The sequence below is a fragment of the Proteus vulgaris genome (assembly GCF_011045815.1).
Classification (GTDB): domain Bacteria; phylum Pseudomonadota; class Gammaproteobacteria; order Enterobacterales; family Enterobacteriaceae; genus Proteus; species Proteus vulgaris_B.
Genome location: NZ_CP047344.1, coordinates 417,501 through 441,199 on the forward strand (window position 1 = coordinate 417,501; position 23,699 = coordinate 441,199).

The 23,699-nt window shown below is 40.6% G+C and carries 18 protein-coding genes and 2 rRNA genes (1 of these 20 only partly in view); 16 read left to right on the top strand and 4 right to left on the bottom strand.

Going from position 1 to position 23,699, the window contains the following annotated elements; translation table 11 throughout:
- Both GTH24_RS02075 and rrf read left to right on the top strand, forming a co-directional pair.
- Positions 1-1,204 (top strand): 23S ribosomal RNA (locus tag GTH24_RS02075) (it extends 1,699 nt beyond the left edge of the window).
- 115 nt (positions 1,205-1,319) lie between these two features.
- Positions 1,320-1,435, top strand: a 5S ribosomal RNA gene (gene rrf / locus GTH24_RS02080).
- Between the two features lie 121 nt (positions 1,436-1,556).
- Here the strand turns inward: rrf and GTH24_RS02085 are convergent.
- Positions 1,557-2,216, bottom strand: a complete 660-nt coding sequence (locus tag GTH24_RS02085; RefSeq protein ID WP_072069862.1) for a GntR family transcriptional regulator — start codon at positions 2,214-2,216, stop codon at positions 1,557-1,559.
- A 466-nt stretch (positions 2,217-2,682) separates the two neighbouring features.
- Between GTH24_RS02085 and GTH24_RS02090 the strand changes: the two genes are divergently transcribed.
- The 7 genes from GTH24_RS02090 to GTH24_RS02120 all read left to right on the top strand — a co-directional run bounded on the left by GTH24_RS02090 (position 2,683) and on the right by GTH24_RS02120 (position 10,229).
- Positions 2,683-3,933, top strand: a complete 1,251-nt coding sequence (locus GTH24_RS02090) for an NRAMP family divalent metal transporter (protein ID WP_072069861.1) — start codon at positions 2,683-2,685, stop codon at positions 3,931-3,933.
- A gap of 13 nt (positions 3,934-3,946) precedes the next feature.
- The gene (locus GTH24_RS02095) at positions 3,947-4,732 is read left to right on the top strand and encodes a LamB/YcsF family protein (protein WP_164525891.1); all 786 of its coding nucleotides are present in this window, start codon (positions 3,947-3,949) and stop codon (positions 4,730-4,732) included.
- Between the two features lie 2 nt (positions 4,733-4,734).
- The gene (locus GTH24_RS02100; protein ID WP_072069859.1) at positions 4,735-5,541 is read left to right on the top strand and encodes a putative hydro-lyase; all 807 of its coding nucleotides are present in this window, start codon (positions 4,735-4,737) and stop codon (positions 5,539-5,541) included.
- 14 nt (positions 5,542-5,555) lie between these two features.
- Positions 5,556-7,133, top strand: coding sequence for an urea amidolyase family protein (locus tag GTH24_RS02105; protein ID WP_115350584.1), 1,578 nt, complete (start codon positions 5,556-5,558; stop codon positions 7,131-7,133).
- A gap of 16 nt (positions 7,134-7,149) precedes the next feature.
- Positions 7,150-8,895, top strand: coding sequence for an acetyl/propionyl/methylcrotonyl-CoA carboxylase subunit alpha (locus GTH24_RS02110; RefSeq protein WP_164525892.1), 1,746 nt, complete (start codon positions 7,150-7,152; stop codon positions 8,893-8,895).
- A gap of 202 nt (positions 8,896-9,097) precedes the next feature.
- A complete protein-coding gene (locus tag GTH24_RS02115; protein ID WP_072069857.1) occupies positions 9,098-9,895 on the top strand; it encodes a sulfite exporter TauE/SafE family protein in 798 nt (265 codons plus the stop codon).
- Positions 9,896-9,998: 103 nt separating this feature from the next.
- Entirely contained in the window at positions 9,999-10,229 is a 231-nt protein-coding gene (locus GTH24_RS02120; RefSeq protein WP_072069856.1) for a hypothetical protein, read from the top strand.
- 38 nt (positions 10,230-10,267) lie between these two features.
- Here the strand turns inward: GTH24_RS02120 and GTH24_RS02125 are convergent, their stop codons facing one another.
- Positions 10,268-10,708, bottom strand: coding sequence for a PACE efflux transporter (locus tag GTH24_RS02125; protein ID WP_072069855.1), 441 nt, complete (start codon positions 10,706-10,708; stop codon positions 10,268-10,270).
- A gap of 111 nt (positions 10,709-10,819) precedes the next feature.
- Between GTH24_RS02125 and GTH24_RS02130 the strand changes: the two genes are divergently transcribed.
- Positions 10,820-11,722, top strand: coding sequence for a LysR family transcriptional regulator (locus tag GTH24_RS02130; RefSeq protein ID WP_072069854.1), 903 nt, complete (start codon positions 10,820-10,822; stop codon positions 11,720-11,722).
- On the opposite strand, the gene narL is transcribed toward GTH24_RS02130, so the two are convergent.
- Together narL and narX are read right to left on the bottom strand one after the other, a co-directional pair.
- Entirely contained in the window at positions 11,719-12,372 is a 654-nt protein-coding gene (gene narL, locus GTH24_RS02135; protein ID WP_082151816.1) for a two-component system response regulator NarL, read from the bottom strand. The two genes, GTH24_RS02130 and narL, sit on opposite strands and share 4 nt — an antisense overlap.
- Position 12,373: 1 nt before the next feature.
- Positions 12,374-14,203 (bottom strand): nitrate/nitrite two-component system sensor histidine kinase NarX, encoded by a 1,830-nt coding sequence (gene narX, locus GTH24_RS02140; RefSeq protein WP_072069852.1) that lies wholly within the window; start codon positions 14,201-14,203, stop codon positions 12,374-12,376.
- Between the two features lie 297 nt (positions 14,204-14,500).
- Here narX and GTH24_RS02145 point away from each other — a divergent pair, with 297 nt between their 5' ends.
- The 6 genes from GTH24_RS02145 (at position 14,501) to ycaC (ending at position 23,661) form a co-directional block, all read left to right on the top strand.
- Positions 14,501-15,895, top strand: coding sequence for a NarK family nitrate/nitrite MFS transporter (locus tag GTH24_RS02145; protein ID WP_115350581.1), 1,395 nt, complete (start codon positions 14,501-14,503; stop codon positions 15,893-15,895).
- 52 nt (positions 15,896-15,947) lie between these two features.
- Positions 15,948-19,709 carry a nitrate reductase subunit alpha gene (locus tag GTH24_RS02150; protein WP_164525893.1) on the top strand — a complete coding sequence of 1,254 codons (3,762 nt, stop codon included), beginning with the start codon at positions 15,948-15,950 and terminating at the stop codon, positions 19,707-19,709.
- Positions 19,709-21,262: a nitrate reductase subunit beta gene (gene narH / locus GTH24_RS02155; RefSeq protein WP_072069849.1), complete on the top strand. Its 1,554-nt coding sequence runs from the start codon at positions 19,709-19,711 to the stop codon at positions 21,260-21,262. The genes GTH24_RS02150 and narH overlap by 1 nt, the downstream gene beginning before the upstream one ends.
- On the top strand, positions 21,262-21,987 hold the full coding sequence (gene narJ / locus GTH24_RS02160; RefSeq protein WP_072069848.1) for a nitrate reductase molybdenum cofactor assembly chaperone: 726 nt from the start codon (positions 21,262-21,264) through the stop codon (positions 21,985-21,987). The genes narH and narJ overlap by 1 nt, the downstream gene beginning before the upstream one ends.
- Positions 21,984-22,661: a respiratory nitrate reductase subunit gamma gene (narI, locus tag GTH24_RS02165; protein WP_072069847.1), complete on the top strand. Its 678-nt coding sequence runs from the start codon at positions 21,984-21,986 to the stop codon at positions 22,659-22,661. The genes narJ and narI overlap by 4 nt, the downstream gene beginning before the upstream one ends.
- Before the next feature lie 376 nt (positions 22,662-23,037).
- The gene (gene ycaC / locus GTH24_RS02170) at positions 23,038-23,661 is read left to right on the top strand and encodes an isochorismate family cysteine hydrolase YcaC (protein ID WP_164525894.1); all 624 of its coding nucleotides are present in this window, start codon (positions 23,038-23,040) and stop codon (positions 23,659-23,661) included.
- Positions 23,662-23,699 lie beyond the last annotated feature (38 nt).

Sequence of the window (23,699 nt, forward strand, 5' to 3'; positions counted from 1 at the left end):
GGCACGCTGGCGGTAAGTGAAGTCCCTCGCGGACGGAGCCGAAGCCAGTCGAAGATACCAGCTGGCTGCAACTGTTTATTAAAAACACAGCACTGTGCAAACACGAAAGTGGACGTATACGGTGTGACGCCTGCCCGGTGCTGGAAGGTTAATTGATGGGGTTATCCGTAAGGAGAAGCTCTTGATCGAAGCCCCAGTAAACGGCGGCCGTAACTATAACGGTCCTAAGGTAGCGAAATTCCTTGTCGGGTAAGTTCCGACCTGCACGAATGGCGTAATGATGGCCAGGCTGTCTCCACCCGAGACTCAGTGAAATTGAACTCGCTGTGAAGATGCAGTGTACCCGCGGCAAGACGGAAAGACCCCGTGAACCTTTACTATAGCTTGACACTGAACATTGAGCCTTGATGTGTAGGATAGGTGGGAGACTTTGAAGTGTGGACGCCAGTCTGCATGGAGTCAACCTTGAAATACCACCCTTTAACGTTTGATGTTCTAACCTAGGTCCATAATCTGGATCGGGGACCGTGTCTGGTGGGTAGTTTGACTGGGGCGGTCTCCTCCTAAAGAGTAACGGAGGAGCACGAAGGTTGGCTAAGCATGGTCGGACATCATGCGGTTAGTGCAAAGGCATAAGCCAGCTTGACTGTGAGAGTGACGGCTCGAGCAGGTACGAAAGTAGGTCTTAGTGATCCGGTGGTTCTGAATGGAAGGGCCATCGCTCAACGGATAAAAGGTACTCCGGGGATAACAGGCTGATACCGCCCAAGAGTTCATATCGACGGCGGTGTTTGGCACCTCGATGTCGGCTCATCACATCCTGGGGCTGAAGTAGGTCCCAAGGGTATGGCTGTTCGCCATTTAAAGTGGTACGCGAGCTGGGTTTAGAACGTCGTGAGACAGTTCGGTCCCTATCTGCCGTGGGCGTTGGAAGATTGAGAGGGGTTGCTCCTAGTACGAGAGGACCGGAGTGAACGCACCACTGGTGTTCGGGTTGTCATGCCAATGGCATTGCCCGGTAGCTAAGTGCGGAAGAGATAACCGCTGAAAGCATCTAAGCGGGAAACTTGCCTCGAGATGAGTCTTCCCTGTCACCTTGAGTGACCTAAAGGAACGTTTAAGACTAAGACGTTGATAGGCTGGGTGTGTAAGCGTAGCGATACGTTGAGCTAACCAGTACTAATGAACCGTGAGGCTTAACCTGACAACACCGAAGGTGTTTTGTCTGAGAGACAAAGAGTAGATGAAGTAAGCTTGTTTAAGATTGAGATTACTGGCGACTGACCGAAAGGAAGGAAGCGGGTAATAAACCGAATTTGCTTGGCGGCCATAGCGCAACGGTCCCACCTGATCCCATGCCGAACTCAGAAGTGAAACGTTGTAGCGCCGATGGTAGTGTGGGGTCTCCCCATGTGAGAGTAGGGAACTGCCAGGCATTAAATAAGACGAGAAAGCCAACCCAATGGGTTGGCTTTTTTGCGTTTGGAGTTTTTTAAATAGAAAAATATGCTATTTAGATGCCCCAATATAGGGCATTTTTATTATCAACTGAATAATTAACAAAGATTATAGCGAGAGAATGCAGCGAGTACTGTCCTTTCTGAAATTTCCAAATAGTCTTCCATAGCCATCGCCGCTTCCTGTGCTTTGCCATCCATTAACAGTATTAAAATCTGTTCGTTTTTCTCAATATAAGGCGCATGTAATAATTGAGGATCATTTAATAAACCGAATGCTAAACGTAATTCAGCTAAAATAAGCTGGTATTGCTTAAATAATCTGGGGCTATCAGAAAGCTCAGCGATAGCGGTATGAAAATGCATATTACAGGTTCCGACACCACTCCAATCCTGTTGTTCTTGAAACTTTTTTGCTTGATTGACACTATCTTGCATTCTAATAATAGCAGGGTGCATAGGATAAGAATGTCGCAATGCATCACACTCAATTAACCGCCTTACACGATAAATATCCATAATAGAGGCCATATCTGGCACTGAAACAAAAACACCACGATTAGGTTTATAAGTTAACAGCCCTTCTTGAGTCAGCACACGAAAAACCTCTCTCAAGGTATTACGAGATATCTCTAGTGTTTCACTTAATGCGGTTTCTGAAAGTCTTTCACCGGGAGGTAATTCTCCTATAGTGATCTTTTGCCGAATAATATTGGCGACTTTTTGAGAAAGAATTTGAGGTGATGTTTTTTTCTGCATTATCTTCTGCTATTAGCTCAATAGAAACATCTATTCTATCAGTGAGCTTTACAATATATAACCTCTATTGTTGCTGTATGTTGTACTTATCACTCTCTACAATATCGCTTTCTGTTTCTTTTTATTAAAAAAATTAGTTTTTCTTTATCAATCTTTAATACTCAAATTTATTTTTCCTCATTTGAATGCACTATTTTTGTGCATCCAATTTTTGTATGCCTTATTTTCGTGCATTTTTGATACGAATAAATCACCCCAAATTGTCAATAAAATGTTAAAAATGCGATCTTCTTTGCACTTTTATCATCTCATATTTAAATCTATTTGCTTATTTATTCATCTATTATTATTAATTGTTCAACAATCTAATATCAGATGATTAACAATCAACTATTCATGCTCAACAATGGCATGCAAATTGCCTTAGTAATAATAATTAAAATAATGATGATAAAGGGGGTAGCTTATGGCTACACAAGATTCTGCAAATACAGCTTCAACTTCGTTTATAAAAAGTAGACGTTCCTCTCTGATTGCCGCTATTTTTTTAATGGCAACTTCGGCAATTGGTCCTGGCTTTATTACACAAACAGCAACCTTTACGGCGACAATGGGTGCCGCATTTGCATTTGGGATCTTAGCATCGATCGTGATTGATTTTATTGTGCAACAGAGTATTTGGCGAGTGATCACGGTAACCAATATGCGCGCTTCAGATATTGCTAACAAAGCTATCCCGGGAAGTGGCTATTTGCTGGCAATATTAGTTATCTTCGGTGGTTTAGTTTTTAACGTCGGTAATATTGCTGGTGCAGGTTTAGGGCTTAATGCGATGGTTGGACTAGATCCTAAATGGGGTGGGATCTTAAGTGCATTACTTGCGATCTATATTTTTTCTTCACGCAAAGCCAGTAATTTTATTGATCGTATGATTATCATTCTTGGTATGGTCATGATCTTGCTAACTGTTTTTGTCATGTTTGCTTCTAATCCACCTATTGGTGAAGCATTAAGACAAACAGTTTTACCTGACTCTATTAACTTTGCCACAATTACCACGATTGTGGGTGGAACAGTAGGGGGTTATATCTGTTATGCGGGTGCTCATCGCCTTCTTGATAAGGGAACGACGGGTATTGAGAATATTGAAGCGGTATCGAGCGCTGCAACAAAAGGTATCTTAGTTGTTGGATTGATGCGTTATATCTTGTTTCTTGCCATTTTGGGTGTTGTTGCCAGTGGTGTCACATTAGATATTTCTAGCCATGCAGCAAACCCTGCTTCACAAGCATTTCAACATGCCGCAGGTTTAACTGGGTTACGTATCTTTGGTCTTATTTTATGGGCGGCAGCTCTCACTAGTGTTATTGGTGCTGCTTACACTTCTATGTCATTTATCACTGTGTTTAAAAAAGGGATCACGGAGCGCCAACGTAATATCGCAACCATTATCTTTATTGCTGTTTCATTAGCTATTTATATGATGATGGGAACAGCGCCTGCTGCTTTATTAGTTTTTGCCGGTGGTTTTAATGGTCTGATTTTACCTATTGGTATGACACTGTTTATTTTTGTTGCGTGGCGTCGCCAAGACTTAATGAATGGCTATAAATACCCAGCATGGTTGTTATGGTCAGGTATTTTAGTCTGTGTACTGACCTGGTATATGGGCATCATGTCAGTCGGTGCGATTTTCAACTACCTCAAGATTGCTTAAAGGAATAATAACAATGATAAATACCATCGATTTAAACAGTGATTTAGGTGAAAGTTTCGGACAATGGACAATGGGCAATGATAATGCGGTACTTGAAATAGTCAGTAGTGCCAATATTGCCTGTGGTTTTCATGCTGGCTCCCCTGATGGAATTTTAAGAACATTAAAAGCGGCAAAACTGCATAATGTCTCGATTGGAGCTCATGTTGCCTATCCTGATTTAGTAGGTTTTGGCCGTCGTAATATGGATATTGCCAGTGATGAATTAACCGCTGATGTGATTTATCAAATTGGTGCTTTGCAAGGGCTAGCTAAAGCAGTAGGTTTGAGCGTGACTTATGTTAAGCCTCATGGTGCACTTTATAACACTATTGCTCATGATAAATGCCAAGCGCTCGCTGTTATTGAGGCGATACTTGCCGTAGATCCTCAATTGGTATTAGTTGCTTTAGCGGGATCTCCCTTGATTACACTTGCAAAAGAAAAAGGGCTTCATGTAATAGCCGAAGCCTTTGCAGACAGAGCTTATCACGCTGATGGTACTCTGGTTTCTCGTAAAAAAGAGGGCGCAGTTTTACATGATCCGAAACGTGTTGCACAACGTATGTTACAACTTGTACAAGAAGGTGGTATTGAGTCTATAGAAGGTATTTTTACTGCTATAGAAGCAGATTCTATTTGTGTCCATGGTGATAGTCCTGATGCAGTCAATTTAGCTAAAAACGTAAAAGAAACTTTAATAAATCATGGTGTTGAAATTAAAGCATTTGCTCCAGCTTTACTGAAAAGTGAGGGGTAAATATGACAAATTTAATGAAAGCAACTGCTGATGCAATCGCCAAAGCACAAGAGGCTCGATTAGCAATTCGTCATGGTTTAGCTATACCAACAGCAGGTATGGCAAAAGGAATGACACAAGCAAATATGATTAGTTTGCCTCGTGATTGGGCATTTGATTTCCTACTTTATGCACAGCGCAATCCTAAAAGCTGCCCAATATTAGATGTTTGTGAATCAGGTAGTTATCGTACTGTTTTAGCACAAGACGCTGATTTACGTACTGATATTCCTCTTTATCGTGTTTGGGAAAATGGCAAATTAGCGGATGAAATTACAGATGCTACAGCCATTTGGGCACAACAGCCGGATCTCGTGACATTTCTTATTGGCTGTAGTTTCACTTTTGAAACACCGATGTTAGAAGCGGGTATTGAAATTCGACACATCACGGATAACTGCAATGTTCCAATGTATAAAACCAATCGCTTATGTCGCCCAGCAGGACGATTAGAAGGCGAGTTAGTTGTTTCAATGCGTCCTATTCCTTCAGATAGAATTGCTGATGCAGTAATGATCAGTGGTCGCTTTCCTTCGGTACATGGTGCTCCTGTCCATATTGGTTCCCCAGAAGCGTTAGGTATCAAAGACATAATGTCACCAGATTTTGGTTCACCAGTGAGAATTGAAGATGGTGAGATCCCTGTGTTTTGGGCTTGTGGTGTGACACCACAAGCGGCGGTGATGCGCTCAGGTGTTCCTTTTGCACTTAGCCATGCTCCTGGGCATATGTTTATTACCGATGTGCCCGATGCAGCTTATCACGTATAAGGGAGGGAGATACTTTGCGCTTTTTACCGGTTAACTTATCCCATTTACTTGTTGAGCTTTCCTCTTTAAAAGAGACGCTTGCGTTGTATGAATCCGTTAAACAAGCGGATATTGCTGCTATTCAAGATATTGTGCCCGCAGCGAAAACGCTCTTAATTCACTATACTCCGTGGCTAATCACGGCTGAAGAACTTGTTATTCAGCTCCGACAATTAGAAATCAAAGCGGTATCAGCACGTCAAGTACAGTCATTAACGATCCCTGTTCATTACCAAGGGGAAGATCTTCGTGAAGTGGCTGAATTATTAGGTATAACCACAAATGATGTGATCCGAAGACATACCGAACAAACCTATCAAGTGGCATTCACTGGTTTCGCGCCGGGCTTTGCTTATCTGATCGCTGATGAAACTGAGCTCTATGTACCTCGGCGTAAAACTCCTCGTACACGGATCCCAGCAGGTTCTGTCGGATTAGCTGGTGAATTTAGTGGTGTCTACCCACAACAAAGTCCCGGTGGTTGGCAGTTAATCGGAACTACGGAAATAAAAATGTGGGATCTTTCCCGCGAACAACCCGCCTTTTTATTGCCAGGAAACGAAGTGCATTTTATTGATGCACAAAAATCACCAATAACAGTTTCATTACCTGAAAAAAAATCAGCAGTAACTTCCTCGCTCTCATTAAATGATAAAGGCTTATATGTCATTTCGGCAGGGTTGCAGACATTATTTCAAGACGAAGGACGAATCGGTGCTGCATCAATGGGAGTTTCTGCTTCTGGTGCATTAGATAAACCTGCTTTACATGCGGCTAATCGTTTGGTGGGGAATCCGACAACTTTCGTGGCACTTGAGATAGCTCAAGGTGGATTAACGCTTAAAGCGCGACAAGATTGTGTTATTGCTTTAACTGGGGCGGATTGTTCTATTTTACTAAAACATGAGTCGGGAGAGAGTGAATATCTATCAAGCTATCAACCTCTTGATGTTCGTTGTGGTGATGAAATTATTTTAGGCATACCAACAACAGGGGTACGTAGCTATCTTGCAGTGAGAGGTGGGTTTGAATTACCTAAAGTTTTAGGTAGTCATGCTTTTGATACTTTAGCGCAAATTGGGCCTAGTGCACTGCAAGAAGGAGATGTCCTTCACCTTAACAACGACAGCACATCAAACCGCGTTATTGTTGAGGAGCAACCAATATTAACACTGCCAAAACAAGGAGATATCGTCACGCTTGATATTGTTTTAGGTCCTCGTACTGACTGGTTTACCGCGGATGCAATAAAGACGCTGACTTCTCAATTATGGCAGGTCACACCACAATCTAATCGTATTGGTTTACGTTTATTGGGCGAAACGCCTCTTACACGTGAGCAACAACAAGAATTATCAAGTGAAGGTACCTGTATTGGTGCAATACAAGTGCCAATTAATGGGCAGCCTGTTTTGTTTCTTAACGATCATCCATTAACGGGAGGCTATCCTGTTATTGGTGCTGTCGCTGAATATCACTTACCACTCGCAGGGCAGATCCCTGTTAACGCTAAAATTCGTTTTAATCCAATTACCGAATTTCAAGAATATTGATAGGAGAATGCCACTCATGACAACAATTAACCAAAAACAACGAGTGAAGCATCGAGTACTTATTGCAAACCGAGGCGAAATCGCAGTTCGTATCATTCGTGCTTGTCAGGATTATGGTGCCACTTCAATTGCTATTTATGCGAATGATGATATTGATGCACTGCACGTTCGTCTTGCTGATGAAGCTTATGGACTCAATGGTAATTTACCGAAAGAAAGCTATTTAGATATCAACAAAATTATTGATATTGCTAGTAAAGCTAAAGCAACGATGATCCATCCGGGCTATGGTTTTCTTTCAGAGCGAGCGGATTTTGCAAAAGCGGTACAAGAAGCCGGATTTATTTGGGTTGGGCCAAATCCTGAAACGATTGAAGTTCTTGGCGATAAAGTGAAAGCACGTAAAATTGCACAGTCAGTTGGTGCTCCTTTAGTTAATGGCACTGCTGATCCTGTTAATAATGCCAAAGAAGTATTAGATTTTGCTACGCAATATGGTTTACCCGTTGCGATTAAAGCCGCTTTTGGTGGTGGTGGACGAGGTTTAAAAATTGCCCATAAAATGGAAGAAATTGAAGAACTTTATCATTCGGCAGTACGAGAAGCTGTCACGGCATTTGGCCGTGGCGAATGTTATGTTGAACAATTCTTAGATAAGCCTCGTCATATCGAGGCGCAAATTATCGCCGATAAATTAGGCAATGTCGTCGTCGTCGGAACACGAGATTGTTCACTACAACGTCGTAATCAAAAGCTGATTGAAGAAGCACCTGCACCTTATTTAAATGATGAACAACGTCAACGTATTCATCAATCAGCCAGTGATATTTGTGCTAAAGCGGGATATATAGGGGCTGGTACAGTTGAGTTTTTATTAAGTGCAAATGGCACTATCTCATTTCTGGAAGTCAATACCCGTTTACAAGTAGAGCATCCAGTTACAGAAGAAACCGCAGGTATTGATTTGGTTATCGAGCAGTTACGTATTGCAGAAGGTTTGCCACTAAGTATTGATAAAACCCCCGTCCCGCGCGGTCACTCTTTTGAATTTAGGATTAATGCGGAAGATCCCACCAAAGGTTTTTTACCTACACCGGGTTTAATTACACATTTTTCTCAGCCTTCAGGCCCTGGTGTGCGAGTTGATAGTGGTGTTGCTGAAAATAATCAGGTTTCACGTCAATTCGATTCAATGATGGCCAAACTGATAGTGACGGGGGCAACTCGCGAACAAGCCATTGCTCGCGCTCGTCGAGCATTATCTGAATTTAAAATAGAAGGCGTGGCAAGTGTATTACCTTTCCATTGTGAAATGATGGAACAGGATGATTTTATTGAAAGTTTTAAAGTGCATACTCGTTGGATTGAAACTGATTTTCAGGCAAAAAATATCCATTTTCCTCGTAGTACACCAGCAAAAAATGAAGAACTTGTACGTACCTTTATTGAAATTGATGGCCGTCGTCATGAACTTGCTTTGCCTGCTCAATTACTGTCACTCTCTGCGGTAATACCAACAGTCATTAGTGCTAATCATGAGAAAGAAGAGAATGAAAAAGCTGTGATAGCGCCAATCTCTGGCATATTACATAGCTGGATCTTATCTGATGGTGATAAAGTTAAAGAAGGTGATGTCATTGCCATTATGGAGGCCATGAAAATGGAAGTTCAGGTAGTCGCATCTCGTGACGGGGTATTACAGCAAAAAGCCAAAACAGGCGATTACTTTTCAGCAGAAACCATTTTAGCTGAAATAAATTAAGTACGTTAAAGAATTAATACATTGATTAATAAGAATAATACTTGTCTTTAATCTTATCCCTTTAATATGAGTAAATTTCGTATTAAAGGGTTTTTTATAATAACTTTATTTATATATCTATTTGTTATATCTAATTCCTTTTGGTTATAAGTTATTTTGCCTATAATCTAGGCTCGCTAAATTATCAGCAAAAGGAAATAAGATGTTACTCGTCTCACAACTGCTTATCGGCGCTGCAATAGGGTTAGTTATTACAACGACCGGAGTTGGCGGAGGCGTTATTTTATTGCCTGTTCTTATTTATCTTTTTGGAATGAATGCATTAGCGGCTGTGGCAACGGCTAATTTGTTATCTATGCTAATGAAACTCTCGTCTTCTTATATTCATTTTCGTTTAGGCAATATTCCATTAAAGCCCGCATTATTAATTTTAGCGATCATGTTTCCTACAACTTTTTTAGCAAGTTATGGAGTGACGTGGTTGGGATCGCAACCTCAATATTACGATCGTGTTGAATCTGGTATTAATATTTTAATGATCGTTGCCATTGTATTTTCATTGGTCTTGTTTTTACAACGAATGATAAGAAGATCAACAGGTTCAGATCCTTTAATTTCTTTGCCACCACCTTCATCTGTTACTTTTTCTTCCATATTTGTACCAGGAATGAGTGCAGGGTTTGTGCTTGGAGCAACGGGAGTCGGGGGCGGATTAGTCGTATTGCCTGTATTAATGCGTTTTGCACAAATGGGGATTAAAGAGGCGATTGGTACCTCTATTTTTATTACAACCATTCTTTCGGGGGGCTCCGCTATCGCTTATAGTGCTGGTGGCTATACCGACGTACATACCGCACTTATTCTCTGTTTAGGCTCATTACTTTCTATTCCGCTAGCACGTTATCTTTTAGCATATTTATCAGAGCGTTTTTTCCAATACTTAACACTGTCTTTTATTCTGATCAGCATCATGATGATGAGTTGGAAGTTAATAAATTAACTTAATGTAATATCGAGTGAGTCAATTTTTCTCTTATTACCTTTCGTTAGACTAAACTAATTGATCATTATTAGATTAATTCTTAAGAGTAAGTAGAAACGAGATGAACATTAAAATAGGTGATGAATTTTTAGTTTATATGGCGCTAGGTGAAGAAAGCTATATGAAAGAATATTATCGTGTTGTTGAATTAGATACTCAGCTTTCTCAAGTAACAGGTAAGTTACTCAAAAGAACAACGGCTGATGATAAAAACATGGGTTTAGGTCGTTGTGAGTTAGAAGGCGGTATTGAGCAATTTGCCTTAGAAGATATCTATCCTGTTAAAGAGTGATCTTAATTGCAGATCACTCTTCTTAATTCGCTTGTCGTTTAGGCTACAGGCGCATTTTCAGGTAATGCAGATTTCGGTAAACCAAATACTTTGTCAAATATCCAGTTATAAACGAAAGTATAACAAGGAATAATGATGATCAGCGCAAAATCCATAACTAACGCTTGCCATAACGAAACATTAAGCCACCATGCAATTAACGGAATTAAATAGAGTACTAGTGTTAGCTGAAATCCAATTGCATGTACAATACGGCGTCTAAAAGTTCGAATTCTTGAAATCTGCCGACTTTCCCAAAATTCAAATATACAGTTATAAATAAAATTCCAACTCACCGCGATTGTTGTTATCACTAGTGCTAATGGGCCAGTTACTGCTGTTGAGCTATCGGCTAAGAGTGCAAGCCCAACGGATGAAATCACCCACCCAAAAATCTCATAAGCTGTCACATAGACAATTTTTCGTTTGATACCTTGCATTGTACGCTCTTTTTTCTGTGGATTAGTGTTGTTAAGCAACGTAAGATAAATCAGCAAGAATGACAGAAAAAGTCAGCTAGTATCAATTTAACTGAAACATCAGGAGTGAACATGCAGTTTTCAAGTGAACATATTGCGATATTTTTAGCCGTGATGGATAAGGGATCTTTCTCTGCGGCAGCACGTTCATTAAAACGTGTTCCTTCCGCAGTCAGTATGGCGATTGCCAATATGGAAGCTGAATTAGGTTATGCACTTTTTGAGCGTTCATCACGAGAGCCTCAGCCAACCGAAAAAGCCAAAGCACTTGAACCTCATGCCAGAATGATCGCAGAGCAATTAAAATTATTACAGGTACATGCAAAAGAGCTTTCCATGGATCTCGAAAGTGTCTTAAATATTGGTGTTGCAGCTGATATTAATCCTGATTATTTATTACCTGCGTTATCTGAATTAACGCAACGTTATCCATTACTTAATGTGAATGTGATAACTGCGGCACAAGATGACATTATTGAGATGTTACATTCACATAAAATTCAATTGAGCCTAGTTTATGGGGGGTTGTATGTGAATGGTGATGAGCAATTTCAATATCTCGGCTCTGAATCATTAGTGGCAACGATCTCTGCAAGTCATATTGCATTAGCACACCCATCTGGCGTATTTATTGAAGATTTAGTGAATGTTCGCCAAATTATGATCGCAAGTCATACCAAAGAGTTGAGGGATGAGCGCTCATTAGTGGCTACGAATTATTGGCAAACGGATAGTTTTCAAATGGCATTAGGTATGGTTGAAGCAGGAATGGGATGGGGTAATTTGCCATATTCATTGATTTATACTCAATTGCAAAAAGGTAAATTAAAACAACTTCAGTTTAAAAACACGAAAAATGAGTTGCGATTGCCTATTCATGCCATGTGGTTAAAAGGGGAGTCTTTGCAAAAAGGGGCGAAAGAGTTAGTTGAGCTGATGAGTTCTCATCAGCCCATTGTACCTAATTTTGATTAATCGACACGTTGCTGATGAACCCAAACGGCAACTTCAACACGAGATTTTAGCTTCATTTTTTTCAGTAAGTGTTTAACGTGTACTTTGACCGTACTTTCTGTGATATCAAGTTTACGTGCGATCATTTTATTGGATAGCCCTTGCGCTATTAGTTTTAAAATATCACGTTCACGCGGGGTGAGCTGTTCAATATCACGCTCACCTTCAGAACGATCTTCACGTAATGATTCAGCTAAAATAGGCGTTAATGCAGGGCTGACAACCATTTTTCCGGCAGCCGCCTGTTTAAGTGCCGCAAGTAATTCTTCAGGTTCCATATCTTTTAGAAGATAACCATCAGCACCACGTTTTAGTGCTGTTACTAAGTCATCACTGTAATTTGAGACACTAAAAACTACGATCCTGCCTGACAATGATTTTAATCGCAGTTGATCGAGTGTCTCAAAGCCGTTCATTCCTGGCATATTTAGATCGAGTAAGATTAAATCGGGATCGAGTTCCTCTGCTAATTTTACACCTTGTAGCCCATCACCCGCTTCCCCAACGACAGTTAATGTTGCATCAAGACTTAAGAGTTGTTTTACGCCATTGCGTAACATTGGATGATCATCAATCAGTAAAATTGTCGCTTTTTCTGTGGGTGGAACCATATTATTCATTACGACTTGCTCCATTTTGGACAGGATCTTTATGAGTAGTTATTAATGGAAATTTAACAAACACTTGAGTACCGCCCTGTTCACGTACTTTTATAGTATAAGAACCATTTAGGCTATTTGCGCGCTCTCGCATAATAATAAGACCATAATGATTTAATTTTTCAGGGTTAGGGCTAATTCCTTCACCATTATCATTAATTTTTAGTTCTACTTGCCCATTATTAAGGCTTAAAGAGACTTCAGCCCAGTTTGCATTGGCATGTTGCAAAATATTATTTAATGCTTCACGTACAATTTGAACAACATGGATGCTTTGATGTGAATTGACACATTTTGCTGGTAGCTGATAATCAAAATTAATAGCAAAACCAAGGCGTTGATTAAATTCATTGAGTGTGCTTTCTAGTGCGGCAAGCAATCCAGGCTCTGTGAGTTTTAAACGAAATGTCGTTAATAATTCTCTTAATTGTCGATATGCGACATTCAGTTCTTCACGCATCTCTTTAAGTAATTTTTGGCAATTATCTGGAAGGGTCTCAGACTGCATTTGCAAATAGCTAACCTGCATTTTTAAACATGATAACGATTGTGCAATTGAGTCATGCAATTCACGTGCAATCGCTGAGCGCTCATCCATCAATAGTAGCTGTTGCTGTTGCTCGTTTTGTTGTTCCATTGCCAGCATTGCTGAAATTTGTTTTGTGAGTAATAACATGAGATTTTTTTGCTCATCACTCAACACCATATTTTCAGGTAATTGCATAACAAACAAGCCATAACGATGGATCTGATCGGCGAGTTCCCAATGCAGTAGTTCACTACGTTGTGGTATTTCGGTAAAAGAGATTTCTTCACAACGTTCGCACTCTTTATCAGGGCAATGCTCAGGGCGAGATTTTGGCGCTAAACTAATTTCATTAAACAACGTGTGGTGATTATCTTCATATAAACGTATTTGCAAATAAGCATCAGGAATAATTTGTTGAAGCTCAAATAATATTTGTCTTAATCGAGCGCAAAGAGGCGTGGGTGAATGCAATTGTTGACTCGAATGATAGAGGTAAGAGAGTACTTTATTCTTTTGTTGTAAATCGTGAGTTTTCTCAATCACTCTTTTTTCTAGCTCGCTATAAAGTGTAGAAAGCTCTTCTGACATAGTATTAAGTGCAATACCGAGTGTGGCGATTTCATCGTGATGTGTGCGTTGGTGAAAGCGGGCAGAAAAATTACCATGACCAATCGAGTTCGCCATTGCCATTAATTGCTGCCAAGGGTGAAGTAAACGGCGGCGGAAATGCCAAACAGAGCCAAATAACAATAACAGTGTGAGTGCAGTGAAAATCAGTTGCGTATAAGCCACCAACCTTATTTTTTGTTCTGTTAACTGATCTATGCTTAATACTAACTTGTCTAATTGAGAAACAAACAAGGCGACTTCTTGTTTTGCATCATCTCGTTGTTGTGCATAGAGCAAGGTTGGTTTTAAGGTTTCCTTCCAGTATGTATTTAATTGAGCATATTGTGATTGTAACGATGCATTACTCAGGACTTGAAGTAACTCATTGCTGTCTAAATCGGTTTCTAATTCATGAAGGTAATAACGATGTTGTTCATCTAGGGGTAAAGCAGATAGTAAGCGATAGCTTTGCATTCGTAGCGATCCAGACTTATTAATCGCATGAGCATTACCTTGTACACTCAAAATAATATGGTTAGAAATCGCCATGCCTACCACACCCAATAGAGTGAAAAGTAACATTAATATCGCAATTTGATTAATAATTGAAAAACGGTAGTGCCATTGGACTTTATGAGTACTCATCGTTATTTTTCCAAATTTATTCTGGCGCTATATTGCCTTAAAAACTCATCAAATGTCACATACTACTAAAGTATTACCCCTAAATAGCCAGTAGGTGTAATTTCACTTACAAAGTATAGTGTTTTTTATTTAACTTGTTAATTTAAAATGAAAAATTAAGACTAACCCTATTAATACTTAGGTGTGAATAATACAATCAGTCTAAAAATCAAACAAAACCTTGCTTGATGCAGATCATGACTTATTAACAAATCTAATCGTAAAAAGGTGCCAATCTAACCGTTAATCGAGGTTGTTATGGCACTCACTCAACACCCAGAAAAAATGAGAAAAGGGGTGATCGAAGATTGGCATCCTGAAGATAAAGCTTTTTGGGAAAAGACTGGTCAAAAGATCGCTTCACGCAATTTATGGATTTCTGTTCCTTGTTTACTTTTATCGTTCTGTGTATGGATGCTTTTTAGTGCCGTTGCAGTAAATTTGAACAAAGTAGGTTTTAACTTTACCACAGATCAGTTGTTTATGCTGACGGCATTGCCTTCTGTATCTGGCGCTATTTTGCGCGTTCCTTACTCTTTTGTTATTCCTATCTTTGGTGGTCGTCGCTGGACAGCAATCAGCACGGTATTTCTGATTATTCCTTGTATTTGGCTGGGTTTTGCAGTGCAAGACACGACAACGACCTATTCAACCTTTATTGTCATTTCTCTATTATGTGGGTTTGCTGGGGCAAACTTTGCATCCAGTATGGCAAACATTAGCTTTTTCTTTCCTAAAGCACGTCAAGGTGGTGCATTAGGATTAAATGGTGGATTAGGTAATCTGGGTGTCAGTGTTATGCAGTTAGTCGCACCATTAGTGATTGGTGTTGGCGTTTTTGCAATGTTTAGTGGTCCGGGTGTTGTTCAGCCAGATGGTTCACGTTTATGGTTAGAAAATGCCGCGTGGATTTGGGTTCCTTTCTTACTTATTCTGACATTTGCGGCATGGTTTGGTATGAACGACCTTGCGGCGAATAAAGCCTCTTTAAGCCAGCAATTACCCGTTTTAAAACGTGGTCACCTCTGGTTATTAAGTATTTTATACCTGTGTTCTTTTGGTTCATTTATCGGTTTTTCAGCGGGTTTTGCTATGTTATCTAAAACCCAATTCCCAGATATCGTTATTTTACATTATGCCTTCTTTGGGCCTTTATTAGGTGCCTTAGCTCGCCCTGTGGGTGGCGCTTTGTCTGATAAATTTGGAGGGATTAGAGTCACGCTGATTAACTTTATCATCATGGCAATTTTCTCTGCTCTACTTTTCTTAACACTACCTGAAAACGGTGCTGGTGGCTCATTTATCGCGTTTTATGGCGTCTTTATGGTGCTGTTTTTAACCGCAGGTTTAGGTAGTGGTTCTACATTCCAAATGATTGCAGTGGTGTTTAGAAAAATTACTGTTGACCGTATGAAAGCACAAGGTGCTTCCGATGAAGCTGCTCAAAAAGAAGCGGTAACAGAAAGTGCGGCTGCGCTTGGTTTTATCTCTGCAATTGGTGCAATTGGTGGCTTCTTTATTCCTAAAGCTTTTGGCACATCACTTGCAATGACTGGCTCACCTGCCGGAGCCATGAAAATCTTTGTTCTATTTTATATCGCCTGCGTCTTGATCACTTGGTTGGTCTATGGACGTAAACACAATAAACAATAATGACGAATTATACGCAATGTGAGAGCGCTCGCGCGCATTGGGAGAGTATCTGATGAGTAAGTTTCTCGATAGATTCCGCTATTTTAAACAACTTGGCGATACCTTTTCAAAGGATCATGGCCAAGAATTAAATGTTAATCGTGACTGGGAAGATGGTTATCGTAGTCGCTGGCAACATGACAAAATTGTCCGCTCTACTCATGGTGTTAACTGTACAGGCTCATGTAGCTGGAAAATTTATGTCAAAAATGGGTTAGTAACTTGGGAAACCCAACAAACGGATTACCCACGTACACGCCCTGATTTACCCGATCATGAACCTCGAGGTTGCCCTCGTGGTGCAAGCTATTCATGGTATTTATACAGCGCAAACCGCGTTAAATATCCTATGGTGCGTAAACACTTAATTAAATTATGGCGTGAAGCGAAAGCACAACACAGTGATCCTGTCGATGCTTGGGCTTCAATTATTAGCTCGCCAGAAAAAACGAAAAGCTATAAACAAGCACGCGGTCGTGGTGGTTTTGTTCGCTCTTCATGGTCTGAAGTGAATGAAATTATTGCCGCTTCTAACGTATTTACAGCTAAAGAATATGGCCCTGATCGTATTATCGGCTTTTCGCCAATTCCGGCAATGTCGATGGTGTCATACGCTGCGGGTGCGCGTTATTTATCCCTTATTGGTGGGGCATGTTTAAGTTTTTACGATTGGTATTGCGATTTACCACCCGCATCACCAATGACATGGGGTGAGCAAACAGACGTTCCTGAATCAGCGGACTGGTATAACTCTTCTTATCTGATTGCATGGGGCTCTAACGTACCGCAAACACGTACTCCAGATGCTCACTTCTTTACAGAAGTTCGCTACAAAGGAACAAAAACCGTTGCGGTTACACCAGATTACGCTGAAATCGCTAAACTGTGTGACCAATGGTTAAATCCAAAACAAGGTACTGACAGCGCAATGGCAATGGCGATGGGACACGTTATTCTTAACGAATTCCATGTTAAACGCCAAACTGAATACTTTAGTAACTACGTACGCACTTACACTGACATGCCAATGTTAGTGATGTTAGATAAACATGATTCTGGCAATTTAGTTGCGGGTCGCATGCTACGAGCTTCTGATTTAGTGAACAATCTTGATCAGGAGAAAAACCCAGAGTGGAAAACCATTGCTATTGATGAGAAAACACAGCAACTGGTTGCTCCTCAAGGTTCAATGGGCTTTCGTTGGGAAGGCGCTGCTAAATGGAATCTTGAGCCTAAAGACGGTAAGAGTGGTGAAGAAGTCACTTTACAATTGGGGCTTCTAGAGAGCCACGATGATGTTGTTGATGTTGCATTTCCTTACTTTGGTGGCATTAAGAGTGAATATTTTGAAGGTGTTGCCCTTGATGATGTTCTCGTTCATAAACTGCCAGCTAAGCGTATTACACTTGCGAATGGCGAAGAAAAATACGTTACAACTGTCTATGACTTGTTATTAGCAAACTACGGTATTGATCGTGGCTTAAATGATGAAAACTGCGCATCAAATTATGATGAAATCAAAGCATATTCACCAGCATGGGCAGAAAAAGTTACAGGTGTAAGCCGTCAAGATATCACCCGTATTGCGCGTGAATTTGCAGATAATGCAGAAAAAACGCATGGTCGTTCTATGGTGATTGTGGGTGCAGGTATTAACCACTGGTATCACATGGATATGACCTATCGCGGTATTATCAACATGCTGATTTTCTGCGGTTGTGTGGGGCAAAGCGGTGGCGGTTGGGCACACTATGTTGGACAAGAAAAATTACGTCCACAAACAGGTTGGTTGCCTTTAGCCTTTGGTCTTGATTGGCAACGTCCACCTCGTCATATGAACAGTACATCGTTCTTTTATAATCACTCCAGTCAGTGGCGTTACGAGACCGTATCACCAACAGAGTTATTATCACCATTAGCGGATAAATCACGCTTTAGTGGTAGCTTGGTTGATATGAACGTGCGTTCAGAACGTATGGGGTGGTTACCATCGGCGCCTCAATTAAACTTAAACCCTCTGACTATTGCGAAAAAAGCCCAAGAGGCAGGCGTTAGTGCCGCTGATTACACCGTTAATGCATTGAAATCAGGTGAAATCCGTTTTGCTTCAGAGCAACCTGATAACCCACAAAACTTCCCTCGTAATTTATTTATTTGGCGCTCTAACTTATTAGGTTCGGCGGGCAAGGGACATGAGTATTTACTGAAATACCTATTAGGTACAGAGAACGGATTACAAGGTAAGGATTTAGGCGAGCAAGGTCAAGTTAAGCCACAAGAAGTGGAATGGCAAGATAAAGGTGGTGAAGGTAAAGTTGATTTAGTGGTGACTTTAGACTTCCGCATGTCAAGTACCTGTCTTTTCTCAGATATCGTTTTACCAACCGCAACATGGTATGAAAAAGACGATATGAATACTTCGGATATGCATCCATTTATTCACCCATTAACGGCAGCCGTTGATCCTGCTTGGGAGTCTAAAACAGACTGGGAAATCTATAAAGGTATCGCTAAAACCTTCTCTAAATTGTGTGTAGGCCATTTAGGGGTTGAAACCGATTTAGTGACATTACCTATTCAACATGACTCTGCTGCTGAAATGGCACAGCCTTTCGATGTAAAAGATTGGAAAAAAGGTGAATGTGACCTTATTCCGGGTAAAACAGCACCACACCTTATTCCTGTTGAGCGTGATTATCCAAATACTTATGCTCGCTTTACCTCACTTGGCCCTCTGATGGATAAATTGGGTAATGGCGGTAAAGGGATCAGTTGGAATACACAAACAGAAGTCGATTTCCTGAAAAAACTCAATCGTGTTCGTCACGATGGCGTAGCAAAAGGGCGTCCAGCGATTGAAACGGCAATTGATGCTGCTGAAGTTATCCTCTCTTTAGCGCCTGAAACTAATGGTCAAGTGGCTGTAAAAGCGTGGGATGCACTCAGTAAAGTGACTGGACGTGATCACACGCATTTAGCCAAAGTGAAAGAAGACGAAAAAATTCGTTTCCGCGATATCGTTGCTCAACCTCGTAAGATTATCTCAAGCCCTACATGGTCTGGTCTTGAAGATGAGCATGTCTCTTATAACGCTTGTTATACCAACGTTCACGAGATGATCCCTTGGCGTACGTTAAGTGGTCGCCAGCAGTTGTATCAAGATCACGAGTGGATGCGTGCTTACGGTGAAAGCTTAGTGGTTTATCGTCCACCAATTGATACTAAAGCGATTGATGCGGTTAAGGGTAAAAAACCAAATGGTTTCCCTGAAAAAGCACTGAACTTCCTGACTCCTCACCAAAAATGGGGTATTCACTCAACTTATAGCGATAACTTACTAATGTTAACACTAGGTCGTGGTGGCCCCGTAGTGTGGCTAAGTGAAGATGATGCCAAAGAGATGGGAGTTAGCGATAACGATTGGGTTGAAGCGTACAACAGTAATGGTGCGTTAACGGCAAGAGCCATTGTCAGTCAACGTATTCCTGATGGCATGATTTATATGTATCACGCACAAGAGCGTCAAATAAACCTACCCGGCTCAGAAGTGACGGGAATGCGTGGTGGTATTCACAACTCTGTGACGCGTGTTTGCCCTAAACCAACCCATATGATTGGTGGGTACGCTCAATTAGCTTATAGCTTTAACTACTACGGTACTGTTGGCTCTAACCGTGATGAGTTTGTTGTGGTGCGTAAGATGAAACAGATTGATTGGCTTGATGGTGAAGGTGATGCTTATCAACAGACCCTGAATGGACAGGAGAAGGCATAATGAAAATTCGTTCACAAGTCGGTATGGTACTCAACCTCGACAAATGTATCGGTTGCCATACCTGTTCAGTAACCTGTAAAAACGTATGGACTAGCCGTGAAGGTGTTGAATACGCATGGTTCAATAACGTTGAAACAAAACCAGGTACAGGGTACCCACAAAATTGGGAAGACCAAGAAAAGTGGAAAGGCGGCTGGATCAAAAATATCAAAGGTAAATTAGTGCCTAGAATGGGTAACCGTGTTGGTCTGTTATCTAAAATTTTTGCTAACCCTGATGTCCCCGCATTAGATGATTATTATGAGCCATTTGATTACGACTATGAGCATTTGAAAAATGCACCAGAAGGCTCATTGCCAACAGCACGTCCTCGCTCGCTGATCACCGGCCAACGCATGACTAAAATCGAAAGAGGCCCAAACTGGGAAGACGATTTAGGTGGCGAATTTAGCAAACGTGCTGCGGATAAAAACTTCGCCAATATGCAAAAAGAGATGTATGGACAGTTTGAAAATACATTCATGATGTATTTACCACGTTTATGTGAACACTGCCTAAATCCTGCTTGTGTGGCGACCTGCCCAAGTGGTGCGATTTATAAACGCGCTGAAGATGGCATTGTGCTTATCGACCAAGATAAATGCCGTGGGTGGCGCATGTGTTTAACTGGGTGTCCATACAAAAAAATCTACTTCAACTGGAAAAGTGGTAAGTCAGAAAAATGTATTTTCTGCTATCCACGTATTGAAGCCGGTCAGCCAACACTGTGTTCAGAAACTTGTGTAGGGCGTATTCGTTATCTGGGTGTAATGCTATATGACGCAGATAAAATCTCACAAGCTGCCAGTGCGGATAATGAAAAAGATTTATACCAAAGCCAGTTAGATATCTTCTTAGATCCTTTTGATCCAGAAGTTATCAAAGCGGCGGAAGAACAAGGTATTCCATTAAGTGTGATTGATGCAGCACAGCGTTCACCTGTCTACAAAATGGCAGTGGATTGGAAGCTCGCATTGCCATTGCATCCAGAATACCGCACCTTACCAATGGTTTGGTATGTACCACCTTTGTCACCAATTCAATCTGCTGCTGATGCGGGGGTGTTACCACATACAGGCGTTCTGCCTGATGTAGAAAGCTTGCGTATTCCAGTTCAGTATTTAGCAAATTTACTGACAGCTGGGGATACCGCACCAGTGTTATTAGCACTAAAACGAATGTTAGCGATGCGTCATTACAAACGTGCTGAAACCGTAGAAGGAAAAACTGATTTAAGTGCGTTAGAGCAAGTCGGTTTGACTGAAGCACAAGCACAAGAGATGTACCGTTATCTTGCTATTGCAAATTATGAAGATCGCTTTGTTATTCCATCAAGCCATAGAGAACTTGCAAGAGAGGCTTTTCCAGAACGTAATGGTTGTGGTTTTAGCTTTGGTGATGGTTGCCATGGTAGTGATAGCAAATTTAATTTGTTTAATAGCCATCGCATCGATGCGATTGATATCACTTCAAGAACACCTCAGGATGAACGTCGTTCAGAGGAGAAAATATAATGATTTCTCTGAAAGTTATTTCTCATCTTTTAGATTATCCCACACAAGAGTTGTGGGATAACCGTGGCGAGCTTATTGATGCATTACAGGAGGCCGATGAGCTTCCTGTGACTCAAGTTGCAAAATTGATGGCGTTTATTCACGCTTTAACGCAACAAGAGTTATTAGATGCGCAATCTAACTACAGTGAGCTTTTTGACAGAGGTCGAGCACGGTCACTGTTGTTATTTGAACATGTTCATGGTGAATCTCGCGATCGTGGTCAGGCAATGGTTGATCTGTTAAATCAATATCAACAAGCGGGGATCACATTAAGCAGCCGTGAACTCCCTGACTATTTGCCTACTTACCTTGAGTATTTAACACTTTTACCTACAACCGAGTGTATTGAAGGGCTAAACAACATTGCTCCTATTTTGGCACTGTTAGGTGAGCGTTTAAAACAGCGAGGCAGTGATTATCACGCTCTCTTTGATGTATTACTTTGTCTTTCACAAAGCGGACTAGAAGCATCACAACTCACTGCTCAAGTAGAAAAAGAGCCTTTAGATGATACCCCAGCGGCGTTAGATGCTGTATGGGAAGAAGAACAAGTGACGTTTCTTGGAGAAGGTACGCAATGTGGCAGTAGCAATATTAGCCAACATCAGCGTCGTTTTGCACAAGAAACCGCAGTTCAATATCTCAATGTGGGGAATTCGTTGAATACGGGAGCACAAAAATGAATTACATCAATATGTTATTTTTTGATATCTATCCCTATATTGCTGGTGCCGTTTTTATTATCGGTAGCTGGTTACGCTATGATTACGGTCAATACACTTGGCGTGCAGGCTCTAGCCAGATGCTAGACAAGAAAAATATGCGATTGGCTTCTAATTTATTCCACATTGGGATCATCGGTATTTTTGCAGGGCATTTTTTAGGTATGTTAACGCCACACTGGATGTATGAATCATTCCTACCTATTGAATATAAACAAATTATGGCGATGGTGGGTGGAGGTACTTGTGGTGTGTTAATGCTGGTGGGGGGCGTGATGTTATTAAAACGCCGTTTAACCAATCCACGAGTGAGAGCCACATCTTCATTTGGTGACATTATGATTTTAACGCTACTGGTTATTCAAGTGGCATTAGGTCTACTAACAATCCCATTCTCTGCACAACATATGGATGGTAGTGAAATGATGAAGCTGGTGGCATGGGCACAATCTATTGTGACATTCCATGGTGGTGCTTCAGCAAATCTTGAAGGTGTTGCATGGGTATTTAAACTGCATATTTTCTTAGGAATGACGATTTTCTTATTATTCCCATTCTGTCGATTAGTCCATATTTGGAGCGTACCTGTTGAGTACTTAACTCGTCGCTATCAAATTGTCCGTAATCGTCATTAATGAGATCCATCTCCTGATAGTAAGTTAGAGACCTTTTAGTTGCGCTTATCTCACCCCCGCCCGCGGGGGTTTTTTTATTTCTTTTTCCTGTCCTCAAATATCAACAAATTTTTTGAATGGTTAGAGCAATAATCTTTAGATTCATTTAAGAATGATTGCACTTATAATTCTTTTCAACGAAACGAATAAATTTATATAAACAAATAAGCAGTTAATTAAGTATCGTGATATTCAATTAAATTCTAAGTTTGCAATAGATTGTTTATTATTAATAAATACATTTAAATGTAAATTTAAAAGGATCTGAGTATCGTCATATAAATTTGGTGCTATGATTTAATTGAGTCTTACCTCTATTATATTATCGGAGATTATTATGAGCTTTAAATATCATCGTATTGATAAAAATAATGCCGCTGTTTTGTTGGTAGACCATCAAGCCGGATTACTCTCTTTAGTGAGAGATATCGAGCCAGATAAATTCAATAATAATGTATTAGCATTAGCTAATGCTGCTAAATACTTTAATTTACCTACCATTTTGACTACCTCATTTGAAAATGGTCCTAATGGCCCTTTAATGCCTCAACTTGTTGAGATGTTCCCTGATGCACCTTATATAGCTCGCCCTGGACAAATTAATGCTTGGGATAATGAAGACTTTGTAAAAGCAGTTAAAGCAACAGGTAAAAAACAACTAATTATTGCTGGTGTTGTGACTGAGGTTTGTGTCGCATTCCCTGCATTATCAGCACTTGAAGAAGGTTTTGAAGTATTTGTTGTCACAGATGCTTCAGGGACTTTCAATTCAATCGCACGGGATTCAGCGTGGGACAGAATGTCAAAAGCGGGTGCTCAATTGATTAACTGGTTTGGTTTGACTTGTGAATTACACCGTGATTGGCGTAATGATGTCGAAGGATTAGGCACACTGTTTGCTAACCATATTCCAGATTATCGTAATCTTATGACAAGTTATAACGCATTAACAAAAAAGTAATCGATTAATTTAAGTTTTTCCTAAAAATAGGGCTTATA

Excerpts from the sequence above, each read along its gene's own strand:
- GTH24_RS02085 (WP_072069862.1), bottom strand. The coding sequence starts at position 2,216 with ATGCAGAAAAAAACATCACCTCAAATTCTTTCTCAAAAAGTCGCCAAT.
- GTH24_RS02090 (WP_072069861.1), top strand. The coding sequence starts at position 2,683 with ATGGCTACACAAGATTCTGCAAATACAGCTTCAACTTCGTTTATAAAA.
- GTH24_RS02095 (WP_164525891.1), top strand. The coding sequence starts at position 3,947 with ATGATAAATACCATCGATTTAAACAGTGATTTAGGTGAAAGTTTCGGA.
- GTH24_RS02100 (WP_072069859.1), top strand. The coding sequence starts at position 4,735 with ATGACAAATTTAATGAAAGCAACTGCTGATGCAATCGCCAAAGCACAA.
- GTH24_RS02110 (WP_164525892.1), top strand. The coding sequence starts at position 7,150 with ATGACAACAATTAACCAAAAACAACGAGTGAAGCATCGAGTACTTATT.
- GTH24_RS02115 (WP_072069857.1), top strand. The coding sequence starts at position 9,098 with ATGTTACTCGTCTCACAACTGCTTATCGGCGCTGCAATAGGGTTAGTT.
- GTH24_RS02120 (WP_072069856.1), top strand. The coding sequence starts at position 9,999 with ATGAACATTAAAATAGGTGATGAATTTTTAGTTTATATGGCGCTAGGT.
- GTH24_RS02125 (WP_072069855.1), bottom strand. The coding sequence starts at position 10,708 with ATGCAAGGTATCAAACGAAAAATTGTCTATGTGACAGCTTATGAGATT.
- GTH24_RS02130 (WP_072069854.1), top strand. The coding sequence starts at position 10,820 with ATGCAGTTTTCAAGTGAACATATTGCGATATTTTTAGCCGTGATGGAT.
- narL (WP_082151816.1), bottom strand. The coding sequence starts at position 12,372 with ATGGTTCCACCCACAGAAAAAGCGACAATTTTACTGATTGATGATCAT.
- narX (WP_072069852.1), bottom strand. The coding sequence starts at position 14,203 with ATGAGTACTCATAAAGTCCAATGGCACTACCGTTTTTCAATTATTAAT.
- GTH24_RS02145 (WP_115350581.1), top strand. The coding sequence starts at position 14,501 with ATGGCACTCACTCAACACCCAGAAAAAATGAGAAAAGGGGTGATCGAA.
- GTH24_RS02150 (WP_164525893.1), top strand. The coding sequence starts at position 15,948 with ATGAGTAAGTTTCTCGATAGATTCCGCTATTTTAAACAACTTGGCGAT.
- narH (WP_072069849.1), top strand. The coding sequence starts at position 19,709 with ATGAAAATTCGTTCACAAGTCGGTATGGTACTCAACCTCGACAAATGT.
- narJ (WP_072069848.1), top strand. The coding sequence starts at position 21,262 with ATGATTTCTCTGAAAGTTATTTCTCATCTTTTAGATTATCCCACACAA.
- narI (WP_072069847.1), top strand. The coding sequence starts at position 21,984 with ATGAATTACATCAATATGTTATTTTTTGATATCTATCCCTATATTGCT.
- ycaC (WP_164525894.1), top strand. The coding sequence starts at position 23,038 with ATGAGCTTTAAATATCATCGTATTGATAAAAATAATGCCGCTGTTTTG.